Source organism: Mesorhizobium sp. WSM4310 (genome assembly GCF_007003935.1).
Taxonomy (GTDB): Bacteria; Pseudomonadota; Alphaproteobacteria; order Rhizobiales; family Rhizobiaceae; genus Mesorhizobium.
This window is the reverse complement of sequence record NZ_VFTA01000022.1, coordinates 91,876-111,125: the sequence shown is the minus strand read 5'-3', so window position 1 is coordinate 111,125 and position 19,250 is coordinate 91,876. Positions and strand designations below refer to the sequence as shown.

General features: G+C 62.3%; 23 protein-coding genes and 1 tRNA gene. 20 read left to right on the top strand and 4 right to left on the bottom strand.

Features of this window, described 5'->3' with window-relative positions:
• Positions 1–278 precede the first annotated feature (278 nt).
• The 5 genes from FJV80_RS22555 to FJV80_RS22535 all read left to right on the top strand — a co-directional run bounded on the left by FJV80_RS22555 (position 279) and on the right by FJV80_RS22535 (position 3,951).
• A complete protein-coding gene (locus FJV80_RS22555) occupies positions 279–1,121 on the top strand; it encodes a hypothetical protein (protein WP_246689015.1) in 843 nt (280 codons plus the stop codon).
• A 229-nt stretch (positions 1,122–1,350) separates the two neighbouring features.
• The gene (locus FJV80_RS22550; RefSeq protein WP_142877451.1) at positions 1,351–1,620 is read left to right on the top strand and encodes a DUF2282 domain-containing protein; all 270 of its coding nucleotides are present in this window, start codon (positions 1,351–1,353) and stop codon (positions 1,618–1,620) included.
• A gap of 42 nt (positions 1,621–1,662) precedes the next feature.
• Positions 1,663–2,691 (top strand): DUF692 domain-containing protein, encoded by a 1,029-nt coding sequence (locus FJV80_RS22545; protein ID WP_095775293.1) that lies wholly within the window; start codon positions 1,663–1,665, stop codon positions 2,689–2,691.
• A gap of 16 nt (positions 2,692–2,707) precedes the next feature.
• Positions 2,708–3,463, top strand: a complete 756-nt coding sequence (locus FJV80_RS22540; protein ID WP_246689014.1) for a DNA-binding domain-containing protein — start codon at positions 2,708–2,710, stop codon at positions 3,461–3,463.
• Positions 3,464–3,474: 11 nt separating this feature from the next.
• Positions 3,475–3,951 (top strand): DoxX family protein, encoded by a 477-nt coding sequence (locus FJV80_RS22535; protein ID WP_095775291.1) that lies wholly within the window; start codon positions 3,475–3,477, stop codon positions 3,949–3,951.
• 117 nt (positions 3,952–4,068) lie between these two features.
• On the opposite strand, the gene FJV80_RS22530 is transcribed toward FJV80_RS22535, so the two are convergent.
• Positions 4,069–4,983, bottom strand: a complete 915-nt coding sequence (locus tag FJV80_RS22530; protein WP_142877450.1) for a LysR family transcriptional regulator — start codon at positions 4,981–4,983, stop codon at positions 4,069–4,071.
• Between the two features lie 118 nt (positions 4,984–5,101).
• Here FJV80_RS22530 and FJV80_RS22525 point away from each other — a divergent pair, with 118 nt between their 5' ends.
• The 6 genes from FJV80_RS22525 (at position 5,102) to FJV80_RS22500 (ending at position 10,141) form a co-directional block, all read left to right on the top strand.
• Entirely contained in the window at positions 5,102–5,647 is a 546-nt protein-coding gene (locus tag FJV80_RS22525) for a carboxymuconolactone decarboxylase family protein (protein ID WP_095793799.1), read from the top strand.
• 220 nt (positions 5,648–5,867) lie between these two features.
• The gene (locus FJV80_RS22520) at positions 5,868–6,368 is read left to right on the top strand and encodes a DoxX family protein (protein WP_095775289.1); all 501 of its coding nucleotides are present in this window, start codon (positions 5,868–5,870) and stop codon (positions 6,366–6,368) included.
• Between the two features lie 6 nt (positions 6,369–6,374).
• On the top strand, positions 6,375–6,866 hold the full coding sequence (locus FJV80_RS22515) for a GNAT family N-acetyltransferase (RefSeq protein WP_095793800.1): 492 nt from the start codon (positions 6,375–6,377) through the stop codon (positions 6,864–6,866).
• Positions 6,867–7,126: 260 nt separating this feature from the next.
• Positions 7,127–8,203, top strand: a complete 1,077-nt coding sequence (locus tag FJV80_RS22510; protein WP_142877449.1) for a class I SAM-dependent methyltransferase — start codon at positions 7,127–7,129, stop codon at positions 8,201–8,203.
• 44 nt (positions 8,204–8,247) lie between these two features.
• A complete protein-coding gene (locus FJV80_RS22505; protein ID WP_095775287.1) occupies positions 8,248–8,547 on the top strand; it encodes an antibiotic biosynthesis monooxygenase in 300 nt (99 codons plus the stop codon).
• A 148-nt stretch (positions 8,548–8,695) separates the two neighbouring features.
• Positions 8,696–10,141, top strand: coding sequence for an adenylate/guanylate cyclase domain-containing protein (locus FJV80_RS22500; RefSeq protein WP_095775286.1), 1,446 nt, complete (start codon positions 8,696–8,698; stop codon positions 10,139–10,141).
• Between the two features lie 90 nt (positions 10,142–10,231).
• On the opposite strand, the gene FJV80_RS22495 is transcribed toward FJV80_RS22500, so the two are convergent.
• A tRNA-Thr gene (locus FJV80_RS22495) sits at positions 10,232–10,306 on the bottom strand.
• A gap of 163 nt (positions 10,307–10,469) precedes the next feature.
• Here FJV80_RS22495 and FJV80_RS22490 point away from each other — a divergent pair.
• The 9 genes from FJV80_RS22490 (at position 10,470) to yacG (ending at position 16,176) form a co-directional block, all read left to right on the top strand.
• Entirely contained in the window at positions 10,470–10,646 is a 177-nt protein-coding gene (locus FJV80_RS22490) for a hypothetical protein (RefSeq protein ID WP_095775285.1), read from the top strand.
• A gap of 128 nt (positions 10,647–10,774) precedes the next feature.
• Positions 10,775–12,067, top strand: a complete 1,293-nt coding sequence (murA, locus tag FJV80_RS22485) for a UDP-N-acetylglucosamine 1-carboxyvinyltransferase (RefSeq protein WP_010914066.1) — start codon at positions 10,775–10,777, stop codon at positions 12,065–12,067.
• Positions 12,068–12,235: 168 nt separating this feature from the next.
• Complete coding sequence (locus tag FJV80_RS22480; RefSeq protein WP_142877448.1) at positions 12,236–12,667, top strand: DUF2948 family protein; 432 nt, start codon at positions 12,236–12,238, stop codon at positions 12,665–12,667.
• Between the two features lie 7 nt (positions 12,668–12,674).
• Positions 12,675–13,967 carry a histidinol dehydrogenase gene (gene hisD, locus FJV80_RS22475; RefSeq protein WP_142877447.1) on the top strand — a complete coding sequence of 431 codons (1,293 nt, stop codon included), beginning with the start codon at positions 12,675–12,677 and terminating at the stop codon, positions 13,965–13,967.
• 6 nt (positions 13,968–13,973) lie between these two features.
• Positions 13,974–14,459: a UPF0262 family protein gene (locus FJV80_RS22470; protein WP_023776484.1), complete on the top strand. Its 486-nt coding sequence runs from the start codon at positions 13,974–13,976 to the stop codon at positions 14,457–14,459.
• Positions 14,447–14,917 carry a low molecular weight phosphatase family protein gene (locus tag FJV80_RS22465; RefSeq protein ID WP_142877446.1) on the top strand — a complete coding sequence of 157 codons (471 nt, stop codon included), beginning with the start codon at positions 14,447–14,449 and terminating at the stop codon, positions 14,915–14,917. The genes FJV80_RS22470 and FJV80_RS22465 overlap by 13 nt, the downstream gene beginning before the upstream one ends.
• Before the next feature lie 196 nt (positions 14,918–15,113).
• Complete coding sequence (gene infA / locus FJV80_RS22460) at positions 15,114–15,332, top strand: translation initiation factor IF-1 (protein WP_006200926.1); 219 nt, start codon at positions 15,114–15,116, stop codon at positions 15,330–15,332.
• A gap of 23 nt (positions 15,333–15,355) precedes the next feature.
• Positions 15,356–15,982 carry a Maf-like protein gene (locus FJV80_RS22455; protein ID WP_095775281.1) on the top strand — a complete coding sequence of 209 codons (627 nt, stop codon included), beginning with the start codon at positions 15,356–15,358 and terminating at the stop codon, positions 15,980–15,982.
• A complete protein-coding gene (yacG, locus tag FJV80_RS22450; RefSeq protein ID WP_095775280.1) occupies positions 15,979–16,176 on the top strand; it encodes a DNA gyrase inhibitor YacG in 198 nt (65 codons plus the stop codon). The genes FJV80_RS22455 and yacG overlap by 4 nt, the downstream gene beginning before the upstream one ends.
• Before the next feature lie 15 nt (positions 16,177–16,191).
• Here yacG and FJV80_RS22445 read toward each other — a convergent pair whose 3' ends face one another.
• Complete coding sequence (locus FJV80_RS22445; RefSeq protein WP_095789766.1) at positions 16,192–17,562, bottom strand: alpha-glucosidase/alpha-galactosidase; 1,371 nt, start codon at positions 17,560–17,562, stop codon at positions 16,192–16,194.
• A 19-nt stretch (positions 17,563–17,581) separates the two neighbouring features.
• Positions 17,582–19,249, bottom strand: coding sequence for an ABC transporter ATP-binding protein (locus tag FJV80_RS22440; RefSeq protein ID WP_142877445.1), 1,668 nt, complete (start codon positions 19,247–19,249; stop codon positions 17,582–17,584).
• Between the last annotated feature and the right edge of the window lies 1 nt (position 19,250).

Sequence of the window (19,250 nt, the reverse complement as noted above, 5' to 3'; positions counted from 1 at the left end):
TCCGTCATGGCGCCCGTGACGGTGCGCGCGGCGGACAGCTTGTGTTGCTGGCACGCTCCTCTTTGTGCCGAAGGCCCGCCGGCGACCGTCTTGGCCTCCGTTCCGAAGCGAGATCGCGGGATTCTCGCCAGCCTGGCAAAACCTTGCAGTGCGCAAGGGATTGCAGCCAATGCAATCTCCCTATGGAGTTCATGCCACCTTGGCATTTCGCTAATGGAGGATCATGCGGCAGTGTCTCCATCGAACGCCCTGCCTGGCGTTTCGGGAGGAGACCCAAGATGCAAATCCAGGCCACAACCGACGAAGCCTTCATTGCCGGTGCAAGACCCGCGATGGAAGACCGCCAGCTTATCGACATTACCCTGGCAAGCGAGGCGCACGGCGCATTTGTCTGGGGCGTTCTCGATCGCTTGCTGGATGAACCTCGCCTTTCCTTCCGCAGCATCACCGCATCCGGTTTCGGAGGCATGGAAGCAGCGGTTCTTGCCTACGGACTTGCTTTGGGCGGCAGGCGTGGGGCAAAGACGGCGCTTACCAATTTCTGGCGGCGCGTCAGCCACGCATCGATGTCTGTGGCCGCGATAGCCAATCCATTGAAATCGATCCTGGAGCAGTCGATCGACATTGCCGAATTGCACAAAAATAGCTGCCAGTTGAAGCTCAACATCCTGGCTTCGAATGCCAGCACCGACACCGTGACGATTTTCTCCGGCGACCAGTTGTCGATCGACGCGATCCTGGCGGGAGCGACAGTCCCATTCCTCTTTCCAGCCGTGGAAATCAACGGCGATACGTATTGGGGCGAAGGCGATTTTTCGGCATTGCCGCCGATGCAGCCGATCGAGGCTGGGCATTGGCTCATCGTCAGCGGCAAACCCTCCGGTTGCATGACACCTTGTGCGGCTTACCGCCCCGCCGCGAATGCCGTGAACCCAGCATCTGTCCTCTTCGACAGTCATCACAGAACAAGCGCTGCCCTGTTTACCAAGCCTTGGACCGACTGGGGCGAATTGACCGACATGCGTGACCGCGGACGGCAGCGAGCCGAGGACTGGCTTCTCGCCGACCACTCGACCTCAAGTGAAAGCTCCGTCGTCGACAGCAAAAATCGATACGTCTAGGCGCCTCCCTCCGCCTGGCCGCGCCTGCTTCGCCCGCTCACGAACGCAGGCGCCAAGCCCTCCGGTTCCCCGCCGGAGGGCTTTTGCTTGGCAGGGGCTTCAACATAGTGACCGCGTATCAATTCCATGCCGAGACAGCATTTCAGCTCGGCTGCCGGATCAGGGACACTGCTTGCAGACAGGCCGCAAGGTCGGTCTTTCCCTCGAAACGCAACCAGGAGACACGTCTGTGATCAACACCAAGACCCTCATCGGATCGGCCCTCGCGGCAGCCACTTCGCTTGCTGCAACTGCAGCCTATAGCGGCCCGGCTGCCAAGCCCGCCTTCGCCTTCGAAAAGTGCTACGGCGTCGTCAAGGCTGGCCAGAACGACTGCCAGACCGCGACGCATTCCTGCGCCGGCACCTCGACCGCCGACAACCAGCCGGATTCGTGGCTCTACGTGCCGGCCGGCAGCTGCGCGAAGATCGCTGGCGGCAGCGACAAGCCAAAGGCCTGACCGATCAGACTTCGAGCCAACCCCCTTGGAAGGAGCAGACCGATGTCCCGTGCATTTCAGCGCCTCTCGATCCCCCCATCAGCGGGCATCGGTCTTCGCTCACCCCACATCAGCGAGATGCTGATCCGCAGACCCTCCGCTGGCTGGCTCGAAGTGCATGCCGAGAACTACATGGGCCACGGCGCCGGCGTCGAGGCGTTGGACCGACTGCGCCAGATCTATCCGCTATCGGTTCATGGCGTTGGCCTCTCGCTGGGCAGCGCGCGAGGGGTGGACCGCGATCATCTGGAAAGGCTGCGCAAGGTCTGCGAGCGCTTCCAGCCCGATCTCGTCTCGGAACATCTGGCCTGGAGCGTGGCCGACGGCGCCTACCTGAACGACCTGTTGCCGCTGCGCTATGACGAAGAGGCGCTGGCGATCGTGGCGCGCAATGTCGAGACTGTCCAGGGCGCTCTGGGGCGGCAGGTGCTGATCGAAAACCTGTCCGCCTATGTCGCGTTTGCAGACTCCTCCATGAATGAAGCTGAATTTCTGGCCGAACTGGTGGCGCAAACGGGCTGCGGCCTGCTGCTGGATGTCAACAATGTCCAGGTTTCGGCGCACAACCTCCAATATGATGCAAAAGCCTTCATCGATGCGCTGCCAGTAGAGGCTATCCGTGAGATCCATCTTGCCGGACATGCGACCAATCACGTCGGGGCCGACACCGTCCTCATCGACGATCATGGCTCGCGCGTGCCACCGGTTGTCTGGACGCTCTACCAGCATGCCATAAGTCGGCTTGGACCGCGCCCTACCCTGATCGAATGGGACACTGATGTTCCTGTTCTCGATGTGCTGCTCGGCGAAGCGATGTGGGCCGACATGCTTTCCGCTTCGATCATGTTCAACCGCAAGCAGGCCGCAAGGCAGGCCGTCCCGACCATGGTCCTGCCAGTGTCCAGCCTGCCAACTTTCGAAAGCACGCGAACCAGCATGCCTGTGCTTGCGGCATTTGCCGCCGCCAGAACAAGACCGGCGATGCCCGTCGCCTTGCCGACAATCGGGGGAGGATATCATGCTGCCGCTTGAACATCTGCAGACCATCGTGGCGCGCTCGGTGCTGGCCATGGAGCCTCTGATCGACGCAAAAATGCTCACCGCCGGCAAGGCCGACCCAATGGCTCGCCTGCGCATCTACCAGAACAACACACGCAGTTCTTTGACTGCCGTGCTGATGGCGGTGTTCCCCGTTACGGCCCGCCTCGTCGACGAACGTTTCTTCCGCTTCATGGCGAGCGAGTTCATTCGACGGCATCCGCCGGTGGAGTCACGCCTGGCGCGATATGGCGCGGGCTTCCCTCGCTTCCTGAAGACCATCGACACCCTGTCCGACATGCCGATCGTCGCCGAAACGGCGCGGCTCGAATGGGCCATTGCCGAAGCGCTCGATACAGCTTCGCTGTCGGCCCGCAGTCTCTCAGAATACGACAGCACCGACCTTGGCCTGTCGCCGGATATCCTGCTCCAGCCCTCACTGCGACTGATCGTCTCGCACTGGTCGATCCTATCGGTATGGATGGAGCATCAAAAGGAGACGGCGGCCGATGAAAAAATCACCTGGACAAGGCGCCCCGAACGCGTGGCGCTGTGGCGATCGGGGAACTACGTGCGGCTTTTTCTGCTCGACCGCGCGAGCTTCGCCTTCTGGCATTCGCTGAAGCACGGCTTCGGCCTTGAGCATGCCGCTGGTCGCGCCTTGGCGCTCGACCCGGCCTTCGACCTGGTTTCAGCGCTTGTGCGTCTTTTCCGCGACAGGCTCGTCACCGACGTGCGCGTCCCGGTGCTCCCCCTCTCAAACTGAAGGACACGATCATGACTGCGATACCGGAATATTCCACCCCTCGCCCTGCCGGCCTTGTTGGTCTTTACCGACGAGTGATCAAGTTGCCGGAGCATGTCCCATTTTCACTGGTCCAGCTCGCAGCTCGAGTCGCGATTGCGCATGTCTTCTGGCAGTCTGCACAATCGAAGCTGGCGTCCTGGCCGGTGACGCTGCAGCTGTTCGCCAGCGAATACAATCTACCCCTCATCGATCCGTCGATCGCGGCGCCGCTGGCGACAACGGCAGAGATCACCGGGGCGGTGCTGCTTTTCCTGGGGCTGTTCTCGCGTCTCGGTGCGCTGATGCTGCTCGGCGTTGTTTCAGTGATCGAGATCTTCGTGTTCCCGGAGAACTGGGCCGAGCATCTGCTGTGGGCCTCGCTGTTGCTGCTCGTTCTAACACGGGGCGCCGGCGTCCTTTCGCTCGACTACGTCGCAGAGCGGACCTTTTCAGCGTCTAGAAAATGACTGAGGAAGCACGGTGCGCATCCGAGGCTCGCCGACTTCCAGACACCTATGTCCTGAAATCCATGTGAATTAGCGCTCGTGCAGAAGACAACCTCGACCATCAATGGCGGGTGGCCATCACTCATGCTTTGGCGGCGCGAGGGCTTTTCGCAAACGCGGGGCTACGAAATCAAGAAAGAATCGCATCTTGAGTGGCAAAAGCCCCTGGCCTGCATGGACGAGGCTGACCGCCATGGGTTCCGGTTCGAACTGTTCAAGAACGGCCAGCAACTTTCCTTGCGCGATCGCCTTTGCCGCCTGATAGGAGAGCACCCTGGTGACGCCTACACCTGCCACGGCCGCGTCGACTGCGGCTTCAGCCGTATTCACTGAAAGGCGTGAGCGAATAGCTACGGTCTGCTCGACATTCGAGCCTGGCGTGGCAAAACTCCAGGATGTGGCGGACGCCAGAACATCGAAGGTGACGCAAGAAACTCCAGCAAGATCGGCCGGCGCCTTTGGCACGCCATGGTCACCCAAATAGGCCGGACTGCCGCAGACAACGCGACGCACGGATCCTACCCGCGTAGCCACCATGCTGCTGTCTGGCAAAGGGCCAATCCGCACAGCCATGTCGACATGATCGTCGACGAGATTCACATTGCGGTCTGACAACAACAACCGGACATTGATGTCCGGAAAGTGCGACAAGAAATCATTTATCGCCGGCAGCACATGCAGTCGTCCGAATACGACCGGAGCCGTAATGATCAGATCGCCCTTTGGCGCGTTGTATTCACCAGATGCGGTTCTCTCCGCCTCGCTCACCTGCTCCAGAATTCTCTTGCAGGCGGCGACATAGGCGGCTCCGCTGTCGGTCAAGATGAGCCGGCGTGTCGATCGGACGAGCAATCGGGTGTGCAAATAGGCTTCCAACTCCGCAACTTTGCGACTGATCGTTGGAAGGGGTGTTCCAAGTTTGCGCCCTGCAGCGGAGAGACTGCCGGTTTCGGCCGCGGCGATCAGAATTGACATGGCTTCGAGGCGGTCCATGCGCAAGCCCTTCCACATATTGAGAGGCCATATCTCCAAATTATCCAATACTCTCGTCTTCTGGAAGATAATAGGCAGCACCTGTCGCACCGACATCATCGAACAGGAGAGCTATGAAATGTCGCGCATCGCCATCCCGACCCGTGAAGCAGCCCCGACCGCCTCGCAACCCATTCTAGACGCCGTGAACAAGCAGCTTGGCGTCGTTCCCGGCCTTTTCCGCCTCGTATCCATAAGTCCTGCCGCTCTGGCGGGCATGACCAGCCTGTCCGGCGCGCTCACCAGAGCACTGGACGTGAAAACCCGCGAGCGCATTGCATTGGCCGTTGCCCAGGTGAACGGCTGCGACTACTGTCTGTCCGCTCATACCTATCTCGGCCTTAACCTGGCAAGGATCAGCCCCGAGGAGATCGCGCTTAACCGCAAGGGCAAGTCGAGCGATTCGACGGCTGACGCGGCGGTGCATTTCGCTGCCAGGGTGGCGGAGACCCGCGGCAAGGTAACGGACGCCGACATAGCGGCCGTGAAATCGGCAGGTTTTACCGAGGCTCAAGTCATCGAGATCGTCGCCATCGTAGCCGAGAACTTCCTGACCAATCTCATCAACAATGTCGCCGAGACCGATATCGACTTTCCCGTCGTTCTCGCCGCCGAAGCCGCCTGACCGACCCCGCTCCCACATTACGCCCGGTCCGCCGGCTAAGGTGGGCCGGGCGATTTCGGTGGTCTCGTCGAGGCTCCCGCAGCGGCGGTAACGATGCCGTGATGCTGTAACGGTCGGTCCCATGGGGCGAATAAGAGGTCGTCTCCCTAGCCCGCCATGGCGGGCTTTTTTCGGATAGCGCCGAACTCAGGCACGCCGCCCACAGAAGGGTATACCGGTAATGCATCTCCGTGGAATTATCACGAGAACTAAACTCTCCTCGTCCACCGCGGCAGCCGGATGGGCGCCGTTGCCGATAAGGTTGATCGTGGGCTTTGGCTTCCTTGCCCATGGCTATGCCAAACTCAGCAGAGGGCCGGGAAGCTTTGGCGTCGTACTTCAGACACTCGGAGTCCCAGAGCCTCAAGCGCTAGCATGGTTGACAACGCTGGTTGAACTTGTCGGCGGCGGTGCTGTCCTAGCGGGCGCATTCATTCCGCTCGTTAGCGTGCCGATGGCTATTGTGCTTTTGACTGCATTGTTCACGGTCCATTCCCAGTATGGATTCTTCTCGGTGAAATTTGCTGAGGTGACGGCCGAGGGGATCCGGTTCGGGCCTGTCGGCTACGAAATCATCCTGCTTTACCTAGCCGGCCTTGCAACGCTTGCAGTAGGCGGTCCTGGCCCTTTGTCGCTTGAGACGGTCTTGTCTCGAACCAAGGGAAATGAGCGCTCGAAATGACCACCCTTGCCCAACCCCAGCACGATCTTTCTGCAATTGAGATCGACGCCTTCGAAGACAGGATCTACGCTTGCCTGGATTGCCGATGGCGATAACCAGACAGTCGAGCGCCACCGTGAACTCATCGCCAAGGGCACGTGCTGGGTCGCGGCGGAGCTCGACGACCCGCCGATCGCATTCCTGAGCGCGGAGATCCAGGATGACACGCTGCACATTTGGGAACTTGCCGTGCGCCTTGATCGACAACGCTTGGGTATCGGACGCGCCTTGCTAGAAAAGGCCATTGCGGATGCGAGGCGTCGCTGCCTTGTCACTCTTACTCTGACGACCTTCCGAGACGTGATCTGGAACGCGCCATTCTACCAGAAGCTGGGTTTTCGGGTGATGGAAGATGCGCAGGCCGGAGAGCGGCTTCGCCAGGTGCTGCGCCGAGAGGTCGAACACGGAATGCCGGCAAGCCGACGTTGCGCCATGCGCCTTGTTCTTTCTGAAACTTGAGCGCCTTAGCATGAGGATTCACATCCCTTTGACGCGATGAGCCAGGCGCCCCTGAGCTAGCACATTCGCTCCGATGCTCTGCCGACGTATAGGCCCGCTCTCGCTGAGAATTCCAAGTCATCGGTCACGTTCCTGTGAAGCTGTAACAGTCAATCGCTACGGGGCGAATAGTGGACTGTTATCGCGAGGCCTTCCCCGGCGACGGGATATGGCTTGTCGCCCATGGCAAGTGTTTGGGATCGAGCCGGAGGAGAAAGCCGATGCTAAAGCGCAATCAGGAAAAACTGCCCGACCAGGAAAAGCTGGAGGCCCTGCTAGGAAGGATGGTCGGCGATCTCGGTGCCATCACCACCGGGGCGGCGGTCCTGCTGGGAGACAGGCTCGGCCTTTTCGCGGCTATGAGCGCGGGCGGCAAGATGACCGCCGCACAGCTCGCCAAAAGGACCGACACGCAGGAGCGGCTGGTCCGCGAATGGCTCTCGGCGCAGGCGGCGGCAGGCTATGTCGAATATGACGAGGTGGGCGACAGCTTCTACCTCAGCCCCGAGCAGGAGCAGGTCTTCGTCAACGAGGACAGCCCCGCCTTCATGGCCGGCGCCTTCGAGGTCGTCTCGGCGCTGTGGCTCGACGAGGAGAAGGTCAGACAGGCGTTTCGCTCCGGCAACGGCCTCGGCTGGCACGATCACAGCGCCTGCCTGTTTCGCGGCACGGAACGGTTCTTCCGGCCCGGCTACAACGCCAATCTGATCGGCTCCTGGTTGCCAGCGCTCGATGGCGTGGTCGAGAAGCTGGAGCGAGGCATAGACGTCGCCGATGTCGGCTGCGGCCATGGCGCCTCTACCGTGCTGATGGCCAAGGCCTTCCCGAACTCGCGCTTTACCGGCTTCGACTATCACACCCCGTCGATCGAGCGCGCCCGCGCCGCCGCGAAAGAGGCGGGCGTCGCCGGCAACACCCACTTCGAAGTTGCGGCAGCCAAGGATTTCCCAGGCACCTACGATCTCGTCGCATTCTTCGACTGCCTGCACGACATGGGCGATCCGGAGGGTGCTGCCAAGCATGTGCACAACGCGCTCAAAGCGGATGGCACCTGGATGATCGTCGAGCCCTTCGCCCACGACCAGCTCTCGGCGAACCTCAACCCGGTCGGCCGCATCTATTACGCCGCCTCGACCTTCATCTGCACGCCTGCCTCGCTTTCGCAGGAGGTTGGTCTCGGCCTCGGCGCCCAGGCGGGCGAGGCCAAGCTGCGCAAGGTGGTGTCGGGCGGCGGGTTCAAGCGGTTCCGCCGCGCCACCGAAACCCCGTTCAACATGGTTCTCGAGGCACGCCCATAAGGCTGGCCAAGCAAGAGAGTCTTCGCAATCGATTGGAGGAAGGCATGACTGCTTACAACGTCGTTCGGTTCCGCACCAAGCCGGGCAAGGAACAGGCATTCATCGATGCACACAAGAAAGCGAGCCTCGACGCCACGGGCTTCCGAAAGGCCGCTCTGATCAAGACCGGCGACCGGACCTTCTGCGTCGTCGGTGAATGGAACGACTTGGACAGCCTCGCGGCGGCACGGCCCCAGATGATCGGCCTTTTGGACACCATGCGAGACATGCTGGAGGATCTCGGCGGCGACCTTGGCATGACCGATCCTGTCTCCGGAACGGTCGTCGCCGATATCAGGGCCTGAAGGGGCCTGGCTGCGGGCTTGGTGTGCACCCCCCTCGACCGCTTATGTGGGGGCCGGTCCATCAAAATCAGTGAGCGACGCACGAATTACTGGAGTGCGCTGAGCCTTCGACGTATAGGCTGTCGTGAGGCAAGGTTGAGGATCCGGCGTGACGATAGTCGACGATCGTCTTCTTGAAAGCAAGATGACCAAGGTGGAGCAGGCGCGAGCCTGGAGCCCACGCGTCATCTCGAAATTCGAGACGCTGATCAAGAGCGCCGACGACCACTCACTCTATCGCGTTAATCCGCTGACCTTTGCTCGCGACCGCGCGATCGCCGAGCCTGAAGCAATCGACCTCTTCCTGCATGCCGCCCGTTGTGGCTTGTTCGACATGAGCTGGGATGTGCTGTGTCCCCAGTCCGGGATGGTGCTCGACAGTTTCGGCGCCCTGCGCACGCTGAAGACCCACTACGTCTGTGGCCTGTGCGACGTATCGGGCGACACCAACCTCGACGACTTCATCGAGGTCACCTTCTCGGTATCGCCGAAGTTGCGGCGCCTGCCTTACCACGATCCCGAGACACTCCCTGTCGAGGATTTTCACTGGAAGCTCCACTTCGGACATGACGGGCGGCTACCGGGGCAAGACGTTCGCTTTCTTGACGTTCTGCGCGGCTTCGTTCGGGGCATGACGTTTCTGCCGCCCGGCACCACCACAGTTCTCCGCGCCGACCTGGGACCGGGCGGCCTTTCGGGCGTCAACGTACAGACGCAGGCCGCATTCGCTGTGCCAATATCAGGCGATCCGGTGTTGGCGCCGACACTTCTGAAGATCGATTATGACGGCAAACGCTTCTTGCCGGCGTTGCCCGCTGTGCCACCTGGTCCGATTGTCATTGAGGTAGCGAATACGGGGACAGTGCGAGGTTCGTTGCTTGTCATCAACTGGCCGCCCGAGCTTGTCGCGCTGACCACCAAGCCGGCGCTCGATTTCGACCCTTATGTTTCCGGTGGAGCGCTGCTTGCGCGGCAAACCTTCCGCCAGCTCTTCCGGTCCGAACGTGTCGACGAGAAGGAGGGGCTCGGCATCCGGCAGATCACCTTCCTGTTCACGGACCTCAAGGGTTCGACCGCCATGTATGAGCGCCTGGGTGACCTCAACGCCTATGCCTTGGTCCGCGAGCATTTTGCTCTGGTCAACGCGGCGGTTCAGCAACACTCCGGAGCGGTGGTCAAGACGATTGGGGATGCGGTGATGGCTGTATTCTCGCAGCCTTCGGATGCGATTTCGGCTGCACTCCACATCTTTGAAGAAATCGATCGCTTCAACGGCGACCATGACGGGCCGGGGATCATCCTCAAGATCGGGGCCCACTGTGGACCGTCGATCGCCGTGACGCTCAACGACAACCTCGACTATTTCGGCCAGACCGTGAATGTCGCCGCGCGCGTGCAGTCCTTGGCGGAAGCCGGACAGATCTGCATTTCCGAGGCGCTCTATTGCGCGCCCGGGGTTCGCGAAATGCTTGCCGGCCATCGTGTCGTGGCTTTTGACGCGCCTCTTCGAGGTGTGGAGGGTGATGCAACCGTCTATCGCATCATGCGCGAATAGACACCATTGCGTGCCAACGCCATTTCGCACAGCCTAGGAGTTGGACCTCAGGTCGTCCGCCAAGGTCTTGAGCAATTCAAGGGGATAGACTGGTGCTGCGAGAGAGGATTGAACTCTCGACCTCTCCCTTACCAAGGGAGTGCTCTACCACTGAGCTACCGCAGCCGCTGATGGCGGGGCTTCTGCCATATCGAACCGGCAAGCGCAAGGCCAAGAACAACGCTTCTGTGAAAGCCTTTGCCGGATAGCTTTCAATGACATGGCGGTGCCACAATGTTGGCTATCCCTGAACGGCAGGTTTGGCCGGGTCGCCGGCCGGGACGGGACGATGAGCGACAAGACGATATCAGCGAAAAAGGGCGGCACGAACCGCAAGGACCGGCTCGCCGAGCAGTTGCGCGCCAATCTGCAGAAGCGCAAGGCGCAATCGCGCTCGCGCCGCACGGGTGAAGCCGACCAGAGGCCGGACGGGCTCGGTGCCGCCAAGGAAATACAGAAAGATTAACTCAAATCGGCCACTCTTGGCCCGGATGCGTGGAAATCCTATTTCTTGAACCACACCGGCCAATGGTCTAGACGGGCCGATACTCAAACGATTGAACCGGCCTTTTTGGCCGAGAGGGACATTCTCCAATGGATCGCATCAGAATTGTCGGCGGCAACAAACTTGCCGGAAGCATTCCGATCTCGGGCGCGAAAAACGCCGCTTTGCCGCTGATGATCGCCTCGCTCTTGACCGACGACACGCTGACGCTGGAAAACGTGCCGCATCTGGCCGATGTCGAGCAGTTGATACGGATCCTCGGCAATCACGGCGTCGATTACTCGGTCAATGGCCGCCGCGAGAAGCAGAATGAGGGCTATTCGCGCACCATCAACTTCTCCGCCCGCAACATCGTCGACACGACGGCGCCCTACGAACTGGTGTCGAAGATGCGGGCGTCATTCTGGGTGATCGGGCCGCTGCTGGCCCGCATGGGCGAGGCCAAGGTATCGCTGCCCGGCGGCTGCGCCATCGGCACGCGCCCGGTCGACCTGTTCCTCGAAGGCCTGCAGGCGCTTGGCGCCGATCTCGACGTCGACACCGGCTATGTCATCGCCAAGACCAAGAATGGCCGCCTGGTCGGCAATCGCTACGTCTTCCCCAAGGTCTCGGTAGGCGCCACCCATGTGCTGATGATGGCGGCTTCGCTGGCCAAGGGCGAGACAGTGCTGGAAAACGCCGCCTGCGAGCCTGAAATCGTCAACCTCGCCGAATGCCTCAACGCCATGGGCGCCAGGATTTCCGGCGCCGGCACGCCGACCATCACCATTGACGGTGTCGAATCGCTGTCGGGCGCGCGCGTGCGCGTCATTCCCGACCGCATCGAGACCGGCACCTATGCCATGGCCGTCGCCATGACAGGCGGCGACGTCGTGCTCGAAGGCGCGCGGCCGGAGCTGCTGCAGACCGCGCTGGACGTGATTTCGCAGACGGGCGCCGAGATCACCCAGACCAATTCCGGCATCCGCGTGAAGCGCAACGGCGCCGGCATTTCGCCGGTCGACGTGACGACCGCGCCCTTCCCGGCCTTCCCGACCGATCTGCAGGCGCAGTTCATGGGCCTGATGACGATGGCCAAGGGCAAGTCGCGTATCACCGAGACGATCTTCGAGAATCGCTTCATGCACGTCCAGGAACTGGCCCGACTCGGCGCCCACATCACGCTTTCTGGCCAGACGGCGATCGTCGACGGCGTGGCGAAGCTGAAAGGCGCGCCGGTCATGGCCACCGACCTTCGCGCGTCCGTCTCTCTGGTCATCGCCGGCCTCGCCGCCGAAGGCGAGACCACGGTCAACCGCGTCTACCATCTCGACCGCGGCTTCGAGCGGCTGGAGGAAAAACTGTCCAACTGCGGCGCGGTGATCGAGCGCATTTCCGCCTGACGATTGAAAGCCGCCAGCTTTCGCATAGAGACAGCCCCATAGGCCTTCATCCCCTGCCGGCACCGCAAACCCGAGGCAATTGCCTCGGGTGGAAGTCGTGCCGCGGTTGCACCGGCCGGAAAGACCGCCTAACAGAGGGCTCAAACCAACCTTAGGTACAAATTCCGCATGGCCCTCAAGCTTATCGCGCTCGACGACCAGGATCTGAGCATCGTCTCGGCCCATGTCCAGGATGCCGTGATGAAGGTGTCGGACCTCGAATTCCTGCCTGCGGCCAAGCGTTTCGTGCTGACCATGAACCGTTTCGTCTGGGAGGCGAAGTCGGGCCTGTTCCGCCATCACAATGAGCGGCGGCAGGCCGTGCTGCATTTCGACCGGGTGCTGGGCGCCAAGACCAACGGCATTGCCCGCGACAAGCCGGCGGAGGTGCTGTCCCTGCTGGCGATCAGCTTCATCGAGATCAGCAAGCCGGCCGGCATCGTCGAAATCATCTTTTCGGGCGGCGGCACCATCATGCTCGATGTCGAATGCATCGAGGCCCGCCTTGCCGATATAGGCGGCGCGTGGGAAGCCACGTCGCGCCCCATTCACAAGGCTTGAGCGCGCCATGGCCATCACGCTTCGCCAGTCCGACGCCGATTTCGAGCAGCGCTTCGCCGCTTTCCTGACGACCAAGCGGGAAGTATCCGAGGACGTCGACGCAGCGGTTCGCCACATCATCGCGCGCGTGCGCGCCGAGGGTGACGCGGCACTGATCGACTACACCCAACGGTTCGATCGGGCCGATTTGACGAGCCTCGGCATTGCCGTGTCGAAGCAAGACATTGCAGCCGCTTACGAGATGGCTGATCCAAAGGCGATCGAAGCGCTCGAATTCGCGCGCGATCGCATTCGCTCCCACCACGAACGGCAGCGGCCGAAAGACGATCGCTACACGGATGCCGCCGGCGTCGAGCTCGGCTGGCGCTGGACAGCGATCGAGGCCGTCGGGCTCTATGTACCGGGCGGCACGGCGAGCTATCCAAGCTCGGTGCTGATGAACGCCGTACCGGCCCGCGTGGCCGGCGTCGAGCGCGTCGTCATGGCTGTGCCGGCTCCTGGTGGCATCATCAATCCGCTGGTGCTGGTGGCGGCCGACATATCAGGCGTGACCGAAATCTACCGCGTCGGCGGCGCGCAAGCGATCGCCGCCCTTGCCTATGGCACAGAGACCATAAGGCCGGTCGCCAAGATCGTCGGACCGGGCAATGCCTATGTCGCGGCGGCCAAACGCCAGGTGTTCGGAACGGTCGGCATCGACATGATCGCCGGTCCGTCGGAAGTGCTCGTGGTGGCCGACGGCAACAACAATCCCGACTGGATCGCCGCCGATCTGCTCGCCCAGGCCGAACACGACGTGTCGGCGCAATCGATCCTGATCACCGACGATCCGGCCCTCGGCAAGGCGGTCGAACAGGCGGTCGAACGCCAGTTGCAGACCCTGCCGCGCGGTGAAACCGCAGCGGCGAGCTGGCGCGATTTTGGCGCGGTGATCGAGGTCGCGACCATCGAGGCCGCGCTGCCGCTGGTCGACCGCATCGCCGCCGAACATGTCGAACTGGCCATTGACGATGCCGAAGGGTTCCTGTCGCGGATGCGCAATGCCGGCGCCGTCTTTCTCGGGCGCCACACGCCGGAAGCCATCGGCGACTACGTCGGCGGCTCCAACCACGTGCTGCCGACCGCGCGCTCGGCGCGCTTCTCGTCGGGCCTGTCCGTGCTCGATTTCGTCAAGCGGACTTCGATCCTGAAGCTCGGACCGGAGCAGTTGCGCGTGCTCGCGCCAGCGGCGATCGCGCTCGCCAAGGCGGAAGGGCTCGGCGCGCATGGACGGTCCGTCGCTATCCGGCTGAACATGTAGGCCGAGATGACGGGCTCCGATCAAACCCGCGCAAAACTGATCGATGTCGAACTCGATGAATCGATCGGCCGTTCGACACCCGATGTCGAGCATGAGCGGGCGGTGGCGATCTTCGACCTGATCGAAGAGAACAGCTTTCAACCCGTCAACGACAGCGGGGCGGGCCCCTACCGGCTGAAACTGTCGCTGGCCGAGCAGCGCCTGGTCTTTGCCGTAGCACGCGAGGACGGTACCGCTGTGGTCACCCACATCCTGTCGCTGACGCCGCTCAGGCGCATCGTCAAGGATTACTACATGATCTGCGAAAGCTATTACGACGCCATCCGCTCCTCGACGCCCAGCCATATCGAGGCGATCGACATGGGCCGGCGCGGCTTGCACAATGAAGGTTCGCAGACGCTGATGGACCGGCTGTCCGGCAAGATCGACATCGACTTCGATACGGCGCGCCGGCTGTTCACGCTGGTCTGCGTGCTGCACTGGCGGGGCTAGCCCTGGTACCCGGCGCCCTGCCCCGCTCGATCCTGTTCGTGTGCGGCATGAATGCCGTGCGCTCGCCAATGGCCGAGCAACTGGCGCGCCGGATGCTGCCCGCCACCATCTTCGTCGCCTCGGCCGGCGTACGCGCCGGCGAGCGCGACCCGTTCGTCGATGCGGTGCTGGCTGAGGAGGGGCTGTCGCTGGGCGAGCGTCATCCCAGGACGCTGGACGATCTCGAGGACGACTATTTCGACCTGATCGTGACGCTGGCGCCGGAGGCGCACCATGCCGCGCTGGAGCTCACCCGCTCGCTCGCCGTCGAGGTCGAATACTGGCCGACACAGGACCCGACCAATGCCGGCGGCACGCGCGAGCAGATCTTGGCGGCCTACCGCGACGTGCGCGAGCGGCTAAAGTTGCGCATAAGCCGACGTTTCTTGGCTCCAGAGGCAAAAAACGCGACAGATTAAGCGTGTTCACAAGCGGACGATTATCATATAGGTTCCGCCGAAATTCCGGCTAGAGTCGGATGATTTCAAGTCTGTTCGACCTGAAATCATCCGACTCTAAACCAAGAAGTAGAGCATGATGTCGTCCGAAAACCGCTTCACACTTTTCGGCATCATGCTCTAAGCGCTGGAACTGCAATCCAAGCAAAGGTATCGAATGCCGAAGGAAGAAGTCCTCGAGTTTCCGGGTGTCGTGACGGAATTGTTGCCCAACGCGATGTTCCGGGTGAAGCTCGAAAACGAACACGAGATCATCGCCCATACGGCCGGCCGCATGCGCAAGAACCGCATCCGCGTGTTGACCGGCGACAAGGTTCTGGTCGAGATGACGCCATACGACCTGACCAAGGGCCGCATCACCTACCGCTTCAAGTAAGATCGAGGCTTGGCCGGAACGCGATGAGCATTTTGCAGAAGCTGGTGCTTGCCTCGGGTTCGCCGCGCCGCATTGAACTGTTGCAGCAGGCCGGCATCGAGCCGGACCGTATCCTGCCAGCCGATATCGACGAAACGCCGCTGCGTGCCGAGCATCCGCGCTCGCTGGCCAAGCGGCTGTCGAAGGAAAAGGCCGAGAAGGCGTTCGCGTCGCTGAACACCGAGACGGATCATGCGCCGAGCTTCGTGCTGGCCGCCGACACCGTGGTTGCGGTCGGGCGGCGCATCCTGCCCAAGGCCGAGACGCTGGACGATGCCGCCAACTGCCTCGGCTTGTTGTCCGGCCGCTCGCACCGGGTCTATTCCGGCATCTGCCTGATCACACCGGGCGGCAAGCTGCGCCAGCGACTGGTCGAGACGCGGGTGCGTTTCAAGCGGCTGCCGCGCGAGGAGATCGAAGCCTATGTCGCCTCGGGCGAATGGCGCGGCAAGGCCGGCGGCTATGCCGTCCAGGGTCTCGCCGGCTCGTTCGTCGTCAAGCTCGTCGGCTCCTACACCAACATCGTTGGCCTGCCGCTCTATGAGACGGTGGCGTTGCTATCGGGCGAAGGCTTCAAGATCCATCAGAGCTGGCTGACCGCACGGCCATGAATTCCGACTCCAAAATCACGCCGCTGCGGCCGAAGCGCCCCTGCCCCGAATGCGGCAAGCCGTCGGCGCGCGACACCTTTCCGTTCTGCTCGGCCCGCTGCAAGGACATCGACCTCAATCGCTGGCTGAAGGGCGCCTATGTCATCAAGGCCCGCGACGACGAGGAAGAACCCGACACCGACGAGCCCAAGTAAGACCGGGATCGCCCGTCAGGCGGCCTCGGTCTTGCGGCTGACGCGTGCCCAAGCCGGCAGCCAGTCGCCGTGAGCAGCCAGGAGATCATCGACCAGTGACCAGATCTGGTCGAGGTCGAGTTCGGCCGCCGTGTGCGGATCCATCATCGCCGCATGGTAGATGTGCTCGCGGTTCTCGCTCATCAGCGCCCGCACCGTCAGTTCCTGGACGTTGATGTTGGTGCGGATCAGCGCCGTCAATTGCGGCGGCAGGTCGCCTATGTAGGTCGGCTGGATGCCGGAGGCATCGACCAGGCATGGCACTTCGGCGGCGCAGTCGCGGGGCAGCGAGGTGATGCAGCCATTGTTGCGGACATTGCCGTAGATCACCGACGGTTCGCCGGTCCAGACCGAGTTCATGATCGAGGAGGCATACTCCCTGGACTCCTCGACCTCGATGCGCTGGGCCGAGCGGTAGGCCTGCGCCTGGTCTTTCCAGCGCTCGATCTGCTCGATGCAGCGCTTGGGGTATTCGTCGAGCGGAATGCCGTATTTCTCGATCAGATCGGGGCGACCCTCCTTGATGAAATAGGGCGTGTATTCGGCGAAATGCTCCGAGCTTTCGGTGACGAAATAGCCGAGCCTGGTCAGCATCTCGTAGCGCACCTTGTTGGGGCAGCGCGGATTCCAGCCGGGTTTGGGCGCGCGGCCTTCGCGATAGGCGCGCACGAGATCCGGATAGAGGTCGCGGTAGGAGCCGTCGGGCTGGCGGTGCTCGAATTTCAGGTAGAAGGCCATGTGATTGATGCCGGCCGAGCGGTAGCGGATGTCCTCGTAGGGAATGCCGAGATCATGCGCCAGTTCCATCGCCGTGCCTTGCACCGAATGGCAGAGCCCGACCTGCTTGATGGTGGGGTATTTCTCCGAAATCGCCCAGGTGTTGATTGCCATCGGGTTGACGTATTGCAGCATGATCGCTTCGGGGCAGACGGCGAGCATGTCCTCGCAGATCTTCCATAGATGCGGCACGGTCCTCAGGCCGCGCATGATGCCGCCGACGCCGAGCGTGTCGGCGATCGTCTGGCGCAGGCCGTATTTCTTCGGCACTTCGAAATCGGTGACCGTGCAGGGCTCGTAGCCGCCGATCTGGAAGGCGACGACGACGAAATCGGCCCCGGCAAGTGCCTTGCGCTGGTCGGAATAGGTCTCGGCCTTCGCCTTCACGCCGAGCGTCGCGATCAGCTTGTTGACGACAATGGCGCTCTCTTCCAGCCGCTGCGGATTAATGTCCATCAGCGCGATCGTCGCGCCCGAGAGGGCTGGCCGCTGCAGCACGTCGCCGACAATGTTCTTCATGAACACGGTCGAGCCGGCGCCGATGAAAGTGATCCTGGGATGTCTTGCCATGCTAACCTCCGGCATATGTTCAAGCCACATCGAAAGCGGCTCGGACGAGCCGTTCGGTGTAGGCGGTCTTGGGATTGGTGAGGACCTCGTCGACAGGTCCCTGCTCGACGATCTTGCCGTGCTGCATGACGATAACGCGGTGGCACAGCGCGCGCACCACCTTGAGATCGTGCGAGATGAAGAGGTAGCTGAGGCCGCGTTCGTCCTGCAGCTTGCGCAAGAGGTCGATGATCTGCGCCTGGACGGAGAGGTCCAGCGCCGATGTCGGCTCGTCGAGCAGGATGAATTCGGGCTCAAGCGCGATGGCGCGGGCGATCGCGACGCGCTGGCGCTGGCCGCCGGAGAATTCGTGCGGGAACCGCGACAGGATATCGCCCGGCATGCCGGCGCTGACCAGCGCCTCGCGCACCCGGTCTACCCGCTCGGCTCGCGTCGCGCCGATGCTGTTGACGATGAGCCCTTCCTCGATGATCTGGCCGATCGTCATGCGCGGATTGAGCGAGGAGAACGGATCCTGGAAGACGATCTGCATGCGCGAGCGCAGCGGCCGCATCTCGTTGCGCGACAGGCCCTGGATCGGTTGGCCGTCGAAACGGATCTCGCCGCGCCTGGCGTCGATCAATCTCAGCAGCGCCTGGCCGAAGGTGGTCTTGCCGGAACCGGATTCGCCGACCAGCCCCAGCGTCTCGTGGCGGCAAAGCCTGAGGCCGAGATCGTCGACGGCGACCAGCTCGCGCCAGTCCGGCTTCAGGAAACCGCCGTGGCGCAGCATGAAGCAGACGCGCACGTCATTCGCCTCGAGGATGGCGCCGCTGCCCTCAGGAAGCGGTTGCGGACGTCCGCGCGGCTCCGAGGCGAGCAGCCGCTGCGTGTAGGGGTGTTGCGGGTCCGCAAACAGCCGTTCGGTGACGTTGTGCTCGCACATCGCGCCATGCTGCATGACATAAACATAGTCGGAGAATTTGCGCACCACGGTGAGATCGTGGGTGATCAGGATCACCGCCATCCGCAGCTCTTTCTGCAGATTGCGGATCAGGTTCAGGATCTGCGCCTGGACGGTGACGTCGAGCGCGGTGGTCGGCTCATCGGCGATCAACACGTCGGGATCGTTGGCCAGCGCCATGGCGATCATCACGCGCTGCCGCTGACCGCCCGAAAGCTGGTGCGGATACTGTTTGAGCCGAGCCTCCGGCTCGGGGATCTGGACATGCCGCAGCAGTTCGAGCGCCCGTGCCCAGGCCTGCCGGCGGCTCACCTTGCGGTGCACCCGGATCGCCTCGACGATCTGGCTGCCGACCGTGTAGATCGGGTTGAGCGAGCTCATCGGCTCCTGGAAGATCATCGAGATGCGGTTGCCGCGCAGCTTGCGCCGCTCGCTCTCGGGGAATTTCAGGATGTCCTGGCCGTCGTAACAAATGCTCGACCGGGGCGAAACGGTGGCCCGCCGCGACAGCAGCCCCATGACGGCGCGCGCCGTCACCGACTTGCCGGAACCGGATTCGCCGACGATGGCAATCGTCTCGCCGCGATAGAGCTGGAACGAGATGTCCTTGACCGCTTCGACAACGCCGTGCTCGACCTTGAAGGCGACCTCGATGTTGCGGGCATCGATGATGGGCTGGTCCTGGCGACCGTCATGGTCATGACGAACGGTCGGGGCGAAGGAATCGGCGAGTACGACGGTCATC